The sequence below is a fragment of the Cupriavidus sp. H18C2 genome, assembly GCF_049393795.1.
Taxonomy (GTDB): Bacteria; Pseudomonadota; Gammaproteobacteria; order Burkholderiales; family Burkholderiaceae; genus Cupriavidus; species Cupriavidus pauculus_C.
In genome coordinates this window covers 1,369,680-1,386,272 of the sequence record NZ_CP186010.1, presented here as the reverse complement: position 1 = coordinate 1,386,272, position 16,593 = coordinate 1,369,680, and the positions used below count along the sequence as shown (strand labels likewise).

The following is a 16,593-nucleotide window of genomic DNA, read 5'->3' as shown; positions in this document are numbered from 1 at the left end:
CATGCTTTTTCGGACTTGTCGTAGTAATAAAGTTTGCTTTCGTTCCTTTTTTAATTGCCCTCTTCCATAACTCACCTCAATGGTGCGGAATCGTTTCCGCATGCCAAGTGCGTGGGATGCCAACGCTGATGCAAGTGATGACGTCTAGCTCTACGTGGACGGATATAACAGACATCAAAATCTGGCTCAGCCTCAAGAAATGGGTGGGAGTAGGAATATTGGGTGGATTGGCCTGGTCTTTACTTCACGCGCCGTCACGCAAATAAACCTGAAATCGGCATAGCTCAGTCGATAAAACGACACTCGAAGTAAGGCAACCCTCTAAGCTCTACTTTTGACACCAAACGTTAGTGATCCGACAAATAAAGATGACCCATCAGGATGAAGATCGGTTTAATCGGCAGTTGCATCCGGATGAACGCGAGTGGGCGAAGGAAAATGCCAAGGAGTTTGCGGAGTTTTATGCGGAGCGGGCTGGTAGGGAGATCACGGAAGAGCAGGCTCAGAGTATGCTGCTGGCGTCCGGATATCGCCTTGTTGACGGCATGGCAAGTAAAGGACTTTCCGGTGAACTGCTGCCGATAGAGTTTATCGGCCAGTTCGCGGGTTCAATGTTCAGCGCAACACCCACTGAATATAACAATCCATTTCTGCATGGAAACGAGAGCGGTTCGCTAACCCCGGAGCACCAGCCATATTTGGGCGCCGGGGGAGCCGTTCCCTTAGCCCCGTCTGGAAGTTTCGTGTGGGGGTTCATTTTCAATAAAAAAGGCGACCCTGCAGAGGCCACCGATAGATTCCTGGATGGCGCTTCATATGTAGGGGGCGGCTGCTTCGGTGTTTGTTTGAACGTAAATAAGTCAATTGGTGGCAGCTATGCACTGGAACTTGGCTTTGGATCACCAGGTATTTCACTAGGCACGGGGGTTAGCAAGCCAATTGGAAAAAGCCGGGGAATAATAAAAACTTTGCACTCTTAATTCCCTTCCTTACGGCTATAGCGATAGGCCTCGTGCATTCGTGTCTATCGGGGCCTTCGATTGGACAAATAAGGAAAGCGCGAGAAATGCTCCGAGTGGATATGAGCATACTTAGAAAACAAGTCAGCAACGTTGCAAGCTTTGACGATGACCGCAAAACTAAAGTGGGTAGTGCGATTCTCTCACTGGAAATAACCCCTGCTTCTTGGACACAAAGCGGAACGCCAAGTTACGTAACGCTTCTCGATGGATTGGGTTGGAAACGGGCGGCCATCGCCACTGGAATTATTTTCATGTGCAAGCAAGGCGCCTCAGCTTCCATAATCGAACCACCATCTGAAATCAATGGTCACGGATATATTAACATGAAATACCCAGCCGATCCCCGCGCTAGATGTCAATGAATCCGAACTGAAAGGATAAAGGATGAATCTTAGCGAGCATTGACACAGGAGCCTCCACGGACCACGCAAAAAATCCTTAGAAACCGGAACAAGAGGATGGTGAACATAGTATCGGCGGCGCTGCCGCCGGAACGATAGCAGGGTATTTTGCAGGGCAAGGTATTGCGAAGCCCTTCGCCCACATCAAGGGTGACTTGGATCCGTTCAGACCAGATTGAATAGACCTCGGTTACGGAATCTCCAAATGGAATGCACCCAGCCCAATACCTGGCATCGCTGGGGTGCGGGATCTACTATCGAACAGGAACGCACAGGGAACAGCGCAAAGAATCTTATCGAGGGGCTGCAAAAAATGAATCCGCAATTCCGACACTGGATCGGCCAGGGCATACAGCTTGTGCTTTTATTCTCCGTCACAATGATTGCACTTATTTTAGCATTCGATATTTTCATCGTTCCATTACTTAATGCAATCTTCTTAAGTACAAAAAATTGGTGCGGCATTATTTATCAATGTTCCACGGGAAAACTACCCTCACTAAGTCAATTTCTATTGTCAGCCGCACCCTGGCAAAATTCAATAAATGAGCATACGTGGCCAAATATAAAGAAAGGCGTCATGGCTGGCGCCATAATGGCCTTTATATGGACTTTGTATCTTGTACCTAGGCGGAGATAACAGCACAAAAGACTACCTCCAAAGGAAACAAGAACGACTCCAAGCCATTTATTCCGGCCCAAAAAATAATTTGCATTATAGCAATATTTACAATTGATTTTGTTTCCGCTCTATGCAGTACGCAGATTTCAGGCAGGCCGACATGATGTCGGCCGCCCAGGCGGCTGGCGAGGCCGTGGCCAAGTCAGTGGGCGACATCGCCGGCAGCAAGCTCAAGGACGCGGCCGCGGAGCAAACGAAAATACGGATAAAAAATGAATCCATACGATGAGAGAAAAAAAATCTACATAAGATTAATTTGTGGATACGCTGGCGTCGCAATTCTAATAGTTATGTGCGTGACCTATGCCGCCTACCGCAATACGGGATGGAAGCCATTTATCTCTGCATCCATCATCTATATAGCGGCTTTCATGCTCGTAAATTATCACTTCATCAAGGATATTCGAGCATTACGACGAAGAGAAAGAGGGGAGCCGGATCCCCCCTCGAGAAAAAACTATTGGGAGCAAGATTGAGTGCGCCGGGAAATCGAAGGGGGCGATTGGTGCGAATCCCACCTATGGCATTGGATTGGAGGGCAAAATCAATCTCCTTGAATTTTATTATAAGAGTAGGTGATATGCATTTCGACGACGACAGCCTAAAGAAATTCTTGCGATCAAGAAAAATACTTATCGCCGTCTCCATCGTCTTTTTTTCTCGTATTTCATCTCCTTTAGGATATTCGATTCACCCTTTGCACAAACCATCCTGATGGTCGTATATTTACCGTGGATGTTATTCTGGGTTCACACAAGATGCCGATGCACGAGGACCATAGTGCTATCAGCACCATACAACCCGCTTCCGAAATCAACTTATTAATTCCAACCGGCCCGGACGCCCCCCTCTGGCCTCTCCAACGCCGATGTTTTCAACACCTTCCCAATTCGCCACCGCCGCCGCGCTTGCGGTCGGTTTTTTGAGCGTGCCATCCGTCTCGATGGCGCAGACATCTCCAACTCCCCGCCAAGCCGCAGCCCTGAACAACGCCGAGCAGGAGCAGCGTAATCGCCAACAGCAGGAAGCGCGGGAGCGTAGTGCCGCCGTGGAAGCCCCGGCAGTGCTGGCCCCTGCCGCCGAGCAGGCGGTGTTTCCGCCGCTCTCGAAAGAGGCCCCCTGCTTTCCCATCCAGCGTTTCGTTCTTGAAGTGCCAGCCGACCTCCCGGCCGACCTGCAGGCCAGCGGTGCCTCGGCCTTGCCGATGGACCCATTCGCCTTCGCACGCGCCTGGCTTGACCATTACCGGGGCGAATGCGTTGGCGGTCAGGGCGTCGGGACGCTGGTCAAGGGGCTCTCCCAGGCGATTCTTTCGCGCGGTTATGTGACCACGCGGGTGCTGGTGCCCGGGCAGGATCTGACGTCTGGTACGTTGAAGCTGGCCCTGATTCCCGGCGTGATCGGGGAAATTCGATTCAGTGAGGCCGATGTTTGGGGGACATGGAAGGCGGCGTTTCCGACCTCGGCCGGGGAACTGCTGAATCTGCGCGATCTGGAGCAGGGGTTGGAGCAGATGAAGCGCGTCGCCAGTCAGGACGTTGACATGCAGATCATGCCGACGCCGGTACCGGGTATCAGCGACGTGGTCATCACGGTCAAGCGCGGCAAGCCGTGGACGTTGGTGGCATCGGTCGATAATTCGGGATCGCGTTCCACGGGCAAATGGCAGGGAAATCTGAGTCTGGGCATCGATAACCCGCTGGGTCTGAGCGATATTCTTAATGTCGGCTTCAGTCAGGATGTGATGGTCGATGACAAGGAATATGGCACCCGTGGCTGGAATACTTTCTACGCGATTCCATGGGGTTACTGGACCGCGACTCTATCCGCATCGAGCAGCAACTATTATCAGCAAATCGCCGGCGTCAACCAGACGTTTGTTTCCAGCGGAAAATCCGAGAATGTCGACCTGAAGCTTCATCGGGTGCTGCGCCGCAGCCAGAACGATGTGCTGGGGGTGCAGATGCGATTGACGCGCCGCTTCGGTCGGAGTTTTATCGCGGATTCCGAACTTCCCAATCAGCGCCGGAACAATACGATCCTGGAACTCGGCATCACGGACAGGCATTATTTCGGTCGGTCCCAGCTCGACGCCACGGTTTCATACCGCCAGGGCATCGGGGCTTTTGGCGCGCAGGATGACCGGCTGGCAGCCGAAGGCGGGGCGACGTGGCGCTACCGGATGGTGGTGATCGACGCGAACCTCTCCGTGCCATTCAAGCTGGCAGATCAGCCTATACGTTACGTCACGACGGTGCGCGGACAGTACACCAACGACCGCCTGTATTACGTCGACGACCTGACCATTGGCAGCCGATATACCGTGCGGGGATTCGACGGGGAAAGCATGCTGGCGGGCGAACAAGGATTCTACTGGCGCAATGAACTGCAGCTTCCGTTGGGGACCTCAGGGCAATCCATATACGCGGGGCTGGATTATGGCCGGGTTGCTGGGCCAGCCACGAAAAATCAGGTTGGAAAACAACTGGCGGGCGCCGTGATCGGCCTACGCGGAGGGCTGGGCGGATCGAGACTCGGTAGTCTGTCGTATGACGCGTTTGTCGGAACGCCGGTTTATAAGCCAGAGCATCTGCATACGGCCGGACTGACTGCAGGCCTGCAGATGACATATCAGTACTAAGAAAGAAAAACCCGCCTCTCGGCGGGTTTCTCTCATTCAACAGCCAAACTCAGCGCTTGCGCGGCGGCGGCACGTCCGTGCACACCCCTTCGTAGATCTCCGCAGCCATGCCGATCGACTCGCCGAGCGTCGGGTGCGGGTGGATGGTCTTGCCAATATCCACCGCATCCGCGCCCATCTCGATGGCCAGGCAGACTTCGCTGATCAGGTCGCCCGCGTGGGTGCCGACGATGCCGCCGCCGATGATCCGGTGCGTTTCCTCGTCGAAGATCAGCTTGGTGAAGCCTTCGTCTCGGCCGTTGGCGATGGCTCGGCCCGACGCGGCCCACGGGAACACGCCCTTGCCGTACTTGATGCCCTGCTGCTTGCACTGGTCCTCGGTCAGGCCCGCCCAGGCCACTTCCGGATCGGTGTAGGCCACCGACGGAATCTGCTTGACGTCGAAGTATGCCTTCTCGCCGTGGGCGGCTTCGGCGGCCACGTGGGCCTCGTGCACGGCCTTGTGCGCCAGCATGGGCTGGCCGACGATATCGCCAATGGCGAAGATGTGCGGCACGTTGGTCCGCATCTGCTTGTCAACGTCGATGAAGCCACGGTCGGTCACGGCCACGCCGGCCTTCTCGGCGCCGATCTTCTTGCCGTTCGGCGTGCGGCCCACGGACACCAGCACCGCGTCGTAGCGCACCGGCTCGGCCGGGGCGCCCTCGCCTTCGAACTTGACGTAGATGCCGTCCGGCTTGGCTTCCACGCCCACCGTCTTGGTCTTCAGCATCACGTTGTCAAAGCGATGCTTGTTCATCTTGTCCCAGACCTTCACCAGGTCGCGGTCGGCGCCCTGCATCAGGCCATCGAGCATTTCCACCACGTCGATGCGCGCGCCCAGCGTGCTGTACACCGTGGCCATTTCCAGGCCGATGATGCCGCCGCCGATGACCAGCATCTTGTTCGGGATGTCGCGCAGTTCCAGCGCGCCGGTCGAATCGAAGATGCGCGGATCTTCGGGGATGAACGGCAGCTTCACGGCCTGGCTGCCGGCCGCGATGATCGCCTTTTCAAAGCGGATCACGGTCTTCTTGCCATTGGTGGCCTTGCCGTCGCCCTCGGTTTCCTGCACTTCCAGGTGATTCGGGTCCAGGAACGTCCCCACGCCGCGCACCACCTGCACCTTGCGCGCCTTGGCCATGCCGGCCAGGCCGCCGGTCAGCTTGCCGACCACGGTTTCCTTGTAGTGGCGCAGGCCGTCCAGGTCGATCTTGGCTTCGCCGAACAGGATGCCGTGCGCGGCCAGCGCCTTGGCCTCGTCGATCACGGCCGCGTTGTGCAGCAGCGCCTTCGACGGGATGCAGCCCACGTTCAGGCAGACGCCGCCCAGCGTGCCGTAGCGCTCCACCAGCACCGTGTTCATGCCCAGGTCGGCCGAGCGGAAGGCCGCCGAGTAGCCGCCGGGGCCGGCGCCCAGCACGAGCATGTCGCACTGGATGTCGGCGCTGCCGCCGTGCCGGGCGGCCGTGGGGGCCGGGGCCGCTGCGGGGGACGGCGCTGCCGCCGGCGCCGGCGCCGGGGCCGGGGCCGATGCAGGAGCCGGAGCCGGCGCGGCTGCTGCCGCCGCGCCGCCTTCCACCGTGCAGATCACGGTGCCCTTGGCAACCTTGTCGCCCACCTTTACCTTGACGTCCACCACCTTGCCGGCGGCCGACGACGGCACGTCCATGCTGGCCTTGTCGGACTCCAGCACGATCAGCGACTGCTCTTCCTCGACCGTGTCGCCGGCCTTGACCAGCACCTCAATCACTTCCACCGCGTCGAAATCGCCGATATCCGGCACCTTGACTTCGATCACACTCATGCTTTTCCTCCTGGATGCGCGCCCCGCCCGCCGTGGGGGTCAGGCCGCGTCGTCTTTGTTGGTTGCCGCGTCGCCGGGTTCCTGGGGCGCCGCCTGGATGCTGCCAAGGAGCTGTACCGTATGCACGTCGATCGGGCCGGCCGAGCTCTTGTCGAACTCGATCCCGGCATCCACGCCGATCCGCGCGATGTCGCCCGCGCCCAGGTCGGACCGGTCGTAGACCGCGTGCATGGCCCCGAGCGCATAGTTGCGGCCCGAGCCGATGCCCCAGAAACGGTCGAACGAGAACACCTCGCGGTAGGAATAGACGCCAAAGATGCCGCCCGGGTTGGCGATCAGGCAGACGATCTGCGAAGACTCGTACGGGTCGTCGTCGTCTTCCTTGGTGTTGATGAAGTACTCGGTCTTGAGCCGTTCATGCACCTTCAGGAAGGTCCGGAACACGTCGTCGCGCGTCAGCAGCCGGCATTCGTCGCCCATGCCCGTCAGCAGCGCGCGCATGACCGGGAAATGCGCCGTGGTGCCCGCCAGCGCGACAAAGCTCTCGCCCACGGGAATCACCTTCTGGTTGCGCTCGTAGGCACGCGACAGCCGCGTATCGCCGAACGTCACCAGCGCATCGGCCGCAATCGCTACCTCGTCACCCTTACGTACGACAACGCAGGTCGTCATGGCTCGCCCCTCGAATCGAATCGGCGGTCAGCCGGAAGCCCGGCGGACCGCCCAGGTACTTAGAGCAGGATGCGGCGGAAGTCTGCCAGCAGTGCCGCAAAGTACGTGTTGAAGCGCGCGGCCTCGGCGCCGTCGATCACGCGGTGGTCCCACGACAGCGACAGCGGCAGCGTCAGGCGCGGCGCGAACTGCTTGCCGTCCCACACCGGCTTCATGTACGACTTGCACACGCCCATGATGGCCACTTCCGGCGCGTTGATGATCGGCGTGAAGTACGTGCCGCCGATGCCGCCCAGCGACGAGATCGAGAAGCAGCCGCCCTGCATCTGGTCCGGCTTCAGCTTGCCGTCGCGGGCCAGCTTGGCCAGCTCGCCCATTTCCTGGCTGATCTCCAGCACGCCCTTCTTGTCGGCGTCCTTGATCACCGGCACGACCAGGCCGTTCGGCGTGTCAGCGGCAAAGCCGATGTTGAAGTACTTCTTCAGCACCAGGTTGTCGCCGTCCAGCGAGGCATTGAAGTTCGGGAACTTCTTCAGCGCCGCCACGGTGGCCTTGATCATGAACGCCAGCATCGTCACCTTGATGCCGGCCTTCTCGTTTTCCTTGTTCAGCTGCACGCGGAATGCTTCCAGCTCGGTGATGTCCGCCTCGTCGCAGTTCGTGACGTGCGGGATCATGACCCAGTTGCGGTGCAGGTTGGCACCCGAGATCTTCTTGATGCGCGACAGCGGCTTGGATTCCACCTCGCCGAAGCGCGTGAAATCGACCTTCGGCCACGGCAGCAGGTCCAGGCCGGCGCCCGAACCGCCGGCGGCGGCAGCGGCGGCCGGGGCAGCGGTCTGGCCCGACATCACGCCCTTGACGAAGCCCTGCACGTCCTGCTGCGTGATACGGCCCTTGGGGCCGGTGCCGGGCACGCGCGACACGTCCACGCCCAGTTCGCGCGCGAACTTGCGTACCGACGGGCTGGCGTGGGCGGCCTTGCCAGTCACGCCCTGCGCGGCGGCGGGCGCCGGGGCGGCGGCCGGGGTCGGTGCGGGCGACGGCGCGGCGGCAGCGGGTGCCGGTGCCGGTGCAGCGGCCGGAGCCGGCGCCGAGGCGGCCGGTGCGGCGGCGGCCGCGCCACCGGCGGCTTCGAGGATCAGGATCAGCGTGCCTTCGGCGACGTTGTCGCCGACCTTGACCTTCACTTCCTTGACCGTGCCGCCCTGCGGGGCCGGCACGTCCATCGTGGCCTTGTCGGATTCCAGCGTGACCAGCGCGTCCTCGGCGTTGATCGTGTCGCCGGCCTTGACGTGGACTTCGATCACCGGCACGGCGTCGTAGTCGCCGATGTCCGGCACCTTGACCTCGACGGTGCCACCGCCGGCCGGAGCCGGGGCGGGTGCCGGGGCGGCCGCGGGGGCCGGCGCAGAGGCTGCGGGCGCCGGGGCCGGTGCGGCGGCGGCCGGAGCCGGTGCGGGCGCCGGTGCCGACGCGGCGGCGCCGGCCGGTTCCAGCATTACCAGCACGGAGCCCTCGGCCACGTTGTCGCCGACCTTGATCTTCACTTCCTTGACCGTGCCGGCCTGCGGCGACGGCACGTCCATGGTGGCCTTGTCCGATTCCAGCGTGACCAGCGCGTCTTCCGCGTTGATCTGGTCGCCCGGCTTCACATGCACTTCGATGACGGGAACGGCGTCGTAGTCGCCGATGTCCGGCACCTTGATTTCAATCGCTTGACTCATTCAGTGTCTCTCCTGGGCAGCCGGCACCGTGGTCCGTTACGCGCAACGCGGCAAACGCAATCGGCGAGGTTACTCTCGCCGCACGCATCTGTCACGCTGCCGCGCATCACCTGCGCCGCCGGGCGCCGCCGGACCAGCCGGGGGCGCCCGCGGCGCGGCGGGGCGCCGTGCTGCGGGGGTTCAGTCGTGCAAGTCCGGGGTCAGACCGACATCGGGTTCGGCTTGTTCGGGTCGAGGTTGTACTTCTTGATCGCCTCGGCCACCTTCTCGCGGCCGATCGCACCCTCGTCGGCCAGCGCCTTCAGCGCGGCCACCGTCACCCAGTTGCGGTCCACTTCGAAGAAGTGGCGCAGCTTCTCGCGCGTATCCGAGCGGCCGAAGCCGTCGGTGCCCAGCACCACGTAGCGGCGCGGCACGAACGGACGGATCTGCTCGGCGAAGGCGCGGATGTAGTCGGTCGACGCGATCACCGGGCCGCGCACGCCCTTGAGCTTCTGGGCGACGAACGATTCGCGCGGCGTCTCGGTCGGGTGCAGCAGGTTGTAGCGCTCCGTGGCCTGGCCTTCGCGGGCCAGCTCGGTGAAGCTCGGGCAGCTCCAGATGTCCGATTCCACGCCCCAGTCCTTCTTGAGCATGTCGGCGGCGGCGATCACCTCGCGGAAGATGGTGCCCGAGCCCAGCAGCTGCACGCGCGGCGCGTTGCTGTTCTCCACGCCCTTGCGGAACTGGTACATGCCCTTGACGATGTCGCGTTCCACGCCAGCCGGCATTTCCGGATGCTCGTAGTTCTCGTTCATCACCGTCAGGTAGTAGTACACGTCTTCCTGCTCGGCGTACATGCGGCGCAGGCCGTCCTGCATGATCACGGCCAGCTCGTACTGGAACGTCGGGTCGTACGAGATGCAGTTCGGGATGGCGGCGTGGAACACGTGCGAGTGGCCGTCCTCGTGCTGCAGGCCCTCGCCGTTCAGCGTCGTGCGGCCCGACGTGCCACCCAGCAGGAAGCCGCGCGAGCGCATGTCGGCGGCGGCCCAGCACAGGTCGCCGATCCGCTGGATGCCGAACATCGAGTAATAGATATAGAACGGGATCATCTGCACGCCGTGCGTCGAGTACGACGTGGCGGCGGCAATCCAGTCGCACATGGCGCCGGCTTCGTTGATGCCTTCCTGCAGCACCTGGCCCGTCTGCGATTCCTTGTAGAACATGAGCTGGTCATGGTCTTCGGGCACGTACTTCTGGCCTTCCTGGTTCCAGATGCCGACCTGGCGGAACAGGCCTTCCATGCCGAACGTGCGCGACTCGTCGGGCACGATGGGCACCACGTGCTTGCCGATCTGCTTGTCCTTGAGCAGCGTGTTCAGGATCCGCACGAACGCCATGGTCGTGGACACCTCGCGGCCTTCGCCGGTGGCCTTGAGCAGCGCGTCGAACGCCGACAGCTCGGGCACCTTCAGCGCCTCGGCCTTCTGGCGGCGGGTAGGCAGGTAGCCACCCAGGTTCATGCGCGCCTGGCGCATGTATTCCAGTTCCTTCGAGCCTTCCTCGAAGGTCAGGTACGGCACTTCCTCCAGCTTCTCGTCCGGCACCGGAATGCTGAACTGGTCGCGGAACGCGCGGATGGCGTCCACCGGCATCTTCTTCTGCTGGTGGGCCACGTTCATGGCCTGGCCGGCGTCGCCCATGCCATAGCCCTTGATCGTCTTGGCCAGGATCAGCGTCGGCTGGCCCTTGTGCTCGCTGGCGGCCTTGTACGCGGCGTAGACCTTGTGCGGATCATGGCCGCCACGGTTCAGGCGCCAGATGTCGTCGTCGGACCAGTCGGCCACCATGGCCTTCAGTTCCGGCGTGTTGAAGAAGTGCTCGCGCACGTAGGCGCCGTCCTTGGCCTTGAAGGTCTGGTACTCGCCGTCCACGGCCTCCATCATCCGCTTCATCAGCAGGCCCTTGGTGTCGCGCGCCAGAAGCTGGTCCCAGCGGCTGCCCCAGACCACCTTGATCACGTTCCAGCCCGAACCGCGGAATTCCGATTCCAGTTCCTGGATGATCTTGCCGTTGCCGCGCACCGGGCCGTCCAGGCGCTGCAGGTTGCAGTTGATCACGAAGACGAGGTTGTCCAGCTTCTCGCGGCCGGCCATGCCGATTGCGCCCAGCGATTCCGGCTCGTCGGTCTCGCCGTCGCCCAGGAACGCCCAGACCTTGCGGTCGCCGGCCTTGGCCAGGCCGCGGCTGTCCAGGTACTTCATGAAGCGGGCCTGGTAGATGGCCATGATTGGGCCCAGGCCCATCGACACGGTCGGGAACTGCCAGAAGTCCGGCATCAGCCACGGGTGCGGGTACGACGAGATGCCCTTGCCGTCCACTTCCTGACGGAAGTTGTCGAGCTGCTCGGTCGTCAGGCGGCCCAGCAGGAACGCGCGCGAGTAGACGCCCGGAGCCGAGTGGCCCTGCACGAAGACCAGGTCGCCGCCGCTCTGTTCCGACGGGGCGCGCCAGAAGTGGTTGTAGCCCACGTCATAGAGCGTGGCCGCCGAGGCGAACGACGAGATGTGGCCGCCGACGTTGGTGTGCTTGTTGGCGCGCAGCACCATGGCCATGGCGTTCCAGCGCGTGTACGAGCGGATGCGGTGCTCGATGTCCTGGTCGCCGGGGATGCGGGCCTGCTGCTCCACCGGGATGGTGTTGATGTACGGGGTCTCGGCGTGGAACGGCTGCGTCACGCCATTCACGCGCGCGTATTCGATCTGCTTGTCGATCAGGAAGGCTGCGCGTTCGGCGCCTTCCGCGTTCAGGACGCCCTGCAGGGCATCCAGCCATTCGTGCGTTTCCTGGGGATCTGCGTCGTTGGCGCTGCTGGCGCCGAGGATCTGCTCTGGTACAGCGGACATGACTGTCTCCTGGGTAAATTCCTGCCCCGGCGGCCGCCCGGTGGGGCGGTTATCGGTCGGCCGGTCTGACGGTGTTGACGTCGCGGCGAAAGCCTTGCCTTCCTGCCCTGGCATCGGTGTACGGTCCAGGACGGGGATCTTTCTTGTCGGGTCGCATCGCCCGGATCCTCAAGCTCAAGCGCATGGCTGGCGCCCGCATTTGTTCGGTCGAAGCGATTCTATGGAAGCACAGCAACCGCTGACAAGCTAAATTTTCAGATTACGAAGTCCTTTCTTATAATGTGAAATATTGCCGCAGTGCACCAGAATCCGCCCGGTGGCGCGGGCTGGCGGGTCGCCGGGCGCCGCGCCCCGGCTTGTGCCGGATAGGCGCTTTCCCCAAGCGACGCACTGCAATAAAGCCGATACACTGGCCGGTCGACCGTCAATCCCTTATGCAGTTCTTCGAACGAATCCTCTCCGGCCTGCGCACGGCCATCCTGCCCCCGGGCTCCGCCGGCACGGTCGGCGACGCCTCCCACGAGGTGCCGCCCGGCGTGGCATCGGCCCGTCACGGCGATGCGCACCCCGACCACGCCGACCACCCCGACCACGGCGACCCGGCCGATCACGTCGACCATCCCGACGCGATGGAGCCGCTGGCCGCCCCGCCGCGCCGGCTCTGGATCATGCGCTGGCGCAACCTTGTGGCAACCAGCTGGTTCATGTTCATCCCGCTGGTGGCCATCGTGCTGTTTACGGTGGCGATGGGGGTGATCCTCTGGTCGCTGCACGAGACCGAGCGCCAGCAGCAGCGCGACGCGCTGTACCGCGACGCTGCCTGGGCGCAGCAGCGCGTGCGGCTGTCGCTGCTGAGCAACCAGGACCAGATGGCCTCGCTGGCGCGCGACATCGCCGCCGCGCAGCTGGACCAGGGCGCCTACCGCACCGCCGCGCAGGAAATCCTGCGCGAGAACCCCGAGATCGTCTTCATCAACTGGCTCGATGCCACCAAGCGCGGGCGCTGGTCGCTGCCGTCGACGTCCGAGTTCGCCGGGCGGCTGCGCGAGACCGTGGACAAGCCGCTGGAACCCGAGGTGCTGGACACCTTCGACGCCGCGCGCGAGACCCAGCGCGTGGTCTACTCGCGCCCGCTGACCAACGACCGCGGCGACAGCTTCATGCTGATGGAAGTGCCGATCGTGCGCGACAACGAGTTCCTGGGCACCCTGGGCGCGCTCTATTCGATCAACGGCATCCTGACGCACCTGCTGCCGCCCGAGCTGACCGAGCGCTACCGCTTCTCGCTGATCGACAAGAACAACCAGACGCGCGCCAGCACGTCGGTGCGCCCGGTGCCGGGCAACGCGCTGTCGTACGAGGTGCTGCTGGACCCGCCCGGCCATTCGCTGTCGCTGCGGGCCGACGCCTATCCGCCGCCGTCGAACCTGCCCAACAACATGCTGCTGTGGCTGGTGGTGGGGCTGTCGTGCTTCCTGCTCTGGAGCCTCTGGAGCATGTGGCGGCACACGAGCCGCCGCTCCGAGGCCCAGCGCGCGCTGCTGGCCGAGACGTCGTTCCGGCGCGCGATGGAAAACTCGATGCTGATCGGCCTGCGCGCGCTGGACCTGAACGGCCGCATCACCTACGTGAACCCGGCGTTCTGCCGCATGACGGGCTGGGCCGAGACCGAGCTGGTCGGCCGCATCCCGCCCTTCCCCTACTGGCCGCCGAACGACCAGCAGGAGATGCAGAAGCAGATCGACCTGACGCTGCAGGGCAAGTCCCCCGCCACCGGCTACGAGATGCGCGTGATGCGTCGCGACGGCAGCAGCTTCTTTGCGCGGATGTACGTCTCGCCGCTGGTGGACAGCCGCGGCCGCCACACGGGCTGGATGAGTTCGATGACGGACATCACCGAGCCCAAGCGCGCCCGCGAGGAACTGGCCGCCGCGCACGACCGCTTCACCACGGTGCTGGAAAGCCTGGACGCCGCGGTGTCGGTGCTGGCCACCGACAAGGCCGAGCTGCTGTTCGCCAACCGCTACTACCGCCAGTTGTTCGGCTGGGAGGCCGAGGGCCACCTGAAGCTGGCCGGCGACGACTTCGACAAGGAGCAGATGTCGAGCGACAACACCGACTTTGTCGATGCCTACGCCGGCCTGCCCGCATCGGAGCTGATGCCGTACGCATCTGACGCGCGCGAGGTGTTCGTGCCCGACATGCAGAAGTGGTTCGAGGTGCGCCGCCGCTACATCCAGTGGGTGGACGGCCACCTGGCGCAGATGCAGATCGCCACGGACATCACCGTGCGCAAGGCGGCCGAGGAAATGGCCCGCCAGCACGAGGAACGCATCCAGTTCACCAGCCGCCTGACCACGATGGGCGAGATGGCGTCGTCGCTGGCGCACGAGCTGAACCAGCCGCTGGCCGCCATCAACAACTACTGCATGGGCGCCGTGGCGCGGCTGCACTCGGGCCGCAGCACGCCGCAGGACCTGATTCCGGTGCTGGAGAAGACGTCGGCCCAGGCCGTGCGGGCCGGCACCATCATCAGCCGCATCCGGGGATTCGTGAAGCGCAGCCAGCCGCAGCGGCGCGAGGCGGCGCTGCACGACATCGTGGCCGACGCCGTGGGCCTGGCCGACCTGGAAGCCACGCGCCGCCGCGTGACCATCCTGACCCGCCTGCCCGCCCCGCCGCTGATGCTCTACGTCGACCCGGTGCTGATCGAGCAGGTGCTGGTCAACCTGCTCAAGAACGCCGTGGAAGCCATGGCCGGCCTGCCCGCCATGCGCGCCGCCGGCGTGGTGCGGCTGCACGCGCGGGTCGAGAACGTCGAGTTCGGCCAGTGCGTCTGCATCGACGTGATCGACCAGGGCCCGGGCGTGGACGAGGCCACCAAGGAACGGCTGTTCGAGCCGTTCTTCAGCACGAAGTCCGACGGGATGGGCATGGGCCTGAATATCTGCCGCTCGATCATCGAATCGCACCAGGGGCGCCTCTGGGTCGAAAACAATGTGGACGGCATCGGTTGTACGTTTAAAATCACCCTGCCGCTGCAGCCGGCGCTGCCCGAACAGTAACGGGCGCACCCCCTGGCATGCCGGGCGACCCTCTGCCGCGGGGCATCGGGAGGCCGGCCGGACCGTTTGCCCAGGGGTGTCGCGCACCGGCGCATGCAGTTACACTTCGTTGCAAACGACTTTGCCCCAGGAGACTTCATGACCGCAACGCCCAGCCCAACGCCGCATCGTGGCGAGACCGTCTTCATCGTCGATGACGATGAAGCGATGCGCGACTCGCTGACCTGGCTGCTAGAGGGCAACGGCTACCAGGTGCGCAGCTTCAACAGCGCCGAGCAGTTCCTGTCCGCCTACGACGCCGGCGCGGTGTCGTGCCTGATCCTCGACGTGCGCATGCCGGGCATGAGCGGCCCGGAACTGCAGGAGCGCATGATTGCCGAGAACATCGACATCCCGATCGTGTTCATCACCGGCCATGGCGACGTGCCGATGGCCGTGTCGACGATGAAGCGCGGCGCCGTGGACTTCATCGAGAAACCGTTCGACGAGTCCGAACTGCGCGCGCTGGTGGAACGGATGCTGCAGAAGGCCCGCACCGACCATTCCGCCGCCCGTGAGCAGCGCGCCGCCAAGGACCTGCTGGCCAAGCTGACCACGCGCGAACAGCAGGTGCTGGAGCGCATCGTGGCCGGCCGCCTGAACAAGCAGATTGCCGACGACCTGGGCATTTCCATCAAGACCGTGGAGGCGCACCGCGCCAACATCATGGAAAAGCTCAACGTCAACACCGTGGCCGACCTGCTGCGCCTGGCGCTGTCGCGCAACGCCTGAGGCGCCCGCGCCCGGCCTATCCCCCCTCCCGCCGCGCGGGAGCGGGGCGCCCCCCCTACTTCCCCCGCAGATAGTCCTCGTCGGCAAACGTCACCACCCATTGCGGGCGGTAGATGACGAAGATCGCCACCAGCATGCCGGTCAGGAACGCCTCGCCGAACGCGATGACGACCACGCCGGTCAGGCTTTCGGCGGCCGAAAGGCCCACGTCGGCCGGAAACCCCGTGTGCGCCAGCCACGCCACGCGCAGCGCGCCGGCCACGATGGCCGCCAGCAGCGCGGCAAAGTAGCCGTGGCCCAGGATGAAGATGAACAGGTGGCGCGGCAGCCAGCGCCGCATGGCCGCCTGCAGCGCCACCGTCACGAAGGCGGGCACGGCCGCCATCCAGACGAAGCGCGGCGCCAGCGACACCCAGTGGATGTCCTGCCAGGCCAGGCCGGACAGGTAGGCCAGCCCCAGCAGCGAGATCACGTTGGCAACCGCCAGCGACACCAGCGCCAGCGGCAGCCCGAACATCGTCACGGCCAGCGTGGCGCCCATCAGCTGGATCACCACCCCGCCGCCCAGCGTGGCGCGCGCCGACCAGAGCAGCGCCAGCAGCACCAGCGTGCCCAGCCACGCATGCTGCAGCGGTTCCCGGTCCAGCACCCGCCACGGCCGCTGGGCCAGCGCCCAGGCCAGCACCGCCACGGCCAGCGTGGGCAGCGGCCAGGTCGCCAGCAATTCCTGAATTGAAGATTCTTCGATGTCCATCGCCGGATGCTAGCAGCCGCCGGGGCTCGTTTGCTTGCATCGCGTCAAGGCGTCGCCGAATGCCGCCGACCCCTTATAATTCGGCTTTTGCCCCGCGCAGGCCCCCTTGGCGCGCGGCGCGCCG

The 16,593-nt window shown here is 63.3% G+C and carries 12 protein-coding genes; 7 read left to right on the top strand and 5 right to left on the bottom strand.

All coding sequences use genetic code 11. The features are described from left to right. The first annotated feature begins 368 nt into the window (after positions 1–368). From EPAKOI_RS06425 to EPAKOI_RS06405, 5 genes are all read left to right on the top strand, one after another. Positions 369–980, top strand: coding sequence for a hypothetical protein (locus tag EPAKOI_RS06425; protein ID WP_423193300.1), 612 nt, complete (start codon positions 369–371; stop codon positions 978–980). Positions 981–1,066: 86 nt separating this feature from the next. After that, complete coding sequence (locus EPAKOI_RS06420) at positions 1,067–1,384, top strand: hypothetical protein (protein ID WP_423193299.1); 318 nt, start codon at positions 1,067–1,069, stop codon at positions 1,382–1,384. Between the two features lie 244 nt (positions 1,385–1,628). Beyond that, positions 1,629–2,063, top strand: coding sequence for a hypothetical protein (locus tag EPAKOI_RS06415; RefSeq protein WP_423193298.1), 435 nt, complete (start codon positions 1,629–1,631; stop codon positions 2,061–2,063). A 142-nt stretch (positions 2,064–2,205) separates the two neighbouring features. Further along, positions 2,206–2,334: a hypothetical protein gene (locus EPAKOI_RS06410; RefSeq protein ID WP_423193297.1), complete on the top strand. Its 129-nt coding sequence runs from the start codon at positions 2,206–2,208 to the stop codon at positions 2,332–2,334. Positions 2,335–2,973: 639 nt separating this feature from the next. Further along, positions 2,974–4,746 carry a ShlB/FhaC/HecB family hemolysin secretion/activation protein gene (locus EPAKOI_RS06405; RefSeq protein ID WP_423193296.1) on the top strand — a complete coding sequence of 591 codons (1,773 nt, stop codon included), beginning with the start codon at positions 2,974–2,976 and terminating at the stop codon, positions 4,744–4,746. A gap of 49 nt (positions 4,747–4,795) precedes the next feature. On the opposite strand, the gene lpdA is transcribed toward EPAKOI_RS06405, so the two are convergent. From lpdA to aceE, 4 genes are all read right to left on the bottom strand, one after another. Then, on the bottom strand, positions 4,796–6,592 hold the full coding sequence (gene lpdA, locus EPAKOI_RS06400; protein ID WP_423193295.1) for a dihydrolipoyl dehydrogenase: 1,797 nt from the start codon (positions 6,590–6,592) through the stop codon (positions 4,796–4,798). A 39-nt stretch (positions 6,593–6,631) separates the two neighbouring features. Continuing rightward, on the bottom strand, positions 6,632–7,264 hold the full coding sequence (locus EPAKOI_RS06395) for an MFS transporter (RefSeq protein WP_423193294.1): 633 nt from the start codon (positions 7,262–7,264) through the stop codon (positions 6,632–6,634). A gap of 59 nt (positions 7,265–7,323) precedes the next feature. Next, positions 7,324–8,991 (bottom strand): dihydrolipoyllysine-residue acetyltransferase, encoded by a 1,668-nt coding sequence (aceF, locus tag EPAKOI_RS06390; protein ID WP_423193293.1) that lies wholly within the window; start codon positions 8,989–8,991, stop codon positions 7,324–7,326. A gap of 200 nt (positions 8,992–9,191) precedes the next feature. After that, positions 9,192–11,879: a pyruvate dehydrogenase (acetyl-transferring), homodimeric type gene (aceE, locus tag EPAKOI_RS06385; protein ID WP_313837857.1), complete on the bottom strand. Its 2,688-nt coding sequence runs from the start codon at positions 11,877–11,879 to the stop codon at positions 9,192–9,194. A gap of 434 nt (positions 11,880–12,313) precedes the next feature. Here aceE and EPAKOI_RS06380 point away from each other — a divergent pair, with 434 nt between their 5' ends. Together EPAKOI_RS06380 and EPAKOI_RS06375 are read left to right on the top strand one after the other, a co-directional pair. Continuing rightward, a complete protein-coding gene (locus tag EPAKOI_RS06380) occupies positions 12,314–14,944 on the top strand; it encodes a PAS domain S-box protein (RefSeq protein ID WP_423193292.1) in 2,631 nt (876 codons plus the stop codon). 138 nt (positions 14,945–15,082) lie between these two features. Beyond that, positions 15,083–15,715 carry a response regulator transcription factor gene (locus EPAKOI_RS06375; RefSeq protein WP_124684486.1) on the top strand — a complete coding sequence of 211 codons (633 nt, stop codon included), beginning with the start codon at positions 15,083–15,085 and terminating at the stop codon, positions 15,713–15,715. A gap of 55 nt (positions 15,716–15,770) precedes the next feature. Here the strand turns inward: EPAKOI_RS06375 and EPAKOI_RS06370 are convergent, their stop codons facing one another. After that, positions 15,771–16,469 (bottom strand): energy-coupling factor ABC transporter permease, encoded by a 699-nt coding sequence (locus tag EPAKOI_RS06370; RefSeq protein WP_124684487.1) that lies wholly within the window; start codon positions 16,467–16,469, stop codon positions 15,771–15,773. Positions 16,470–16,593: the final 124 nt, after the last annotated feature.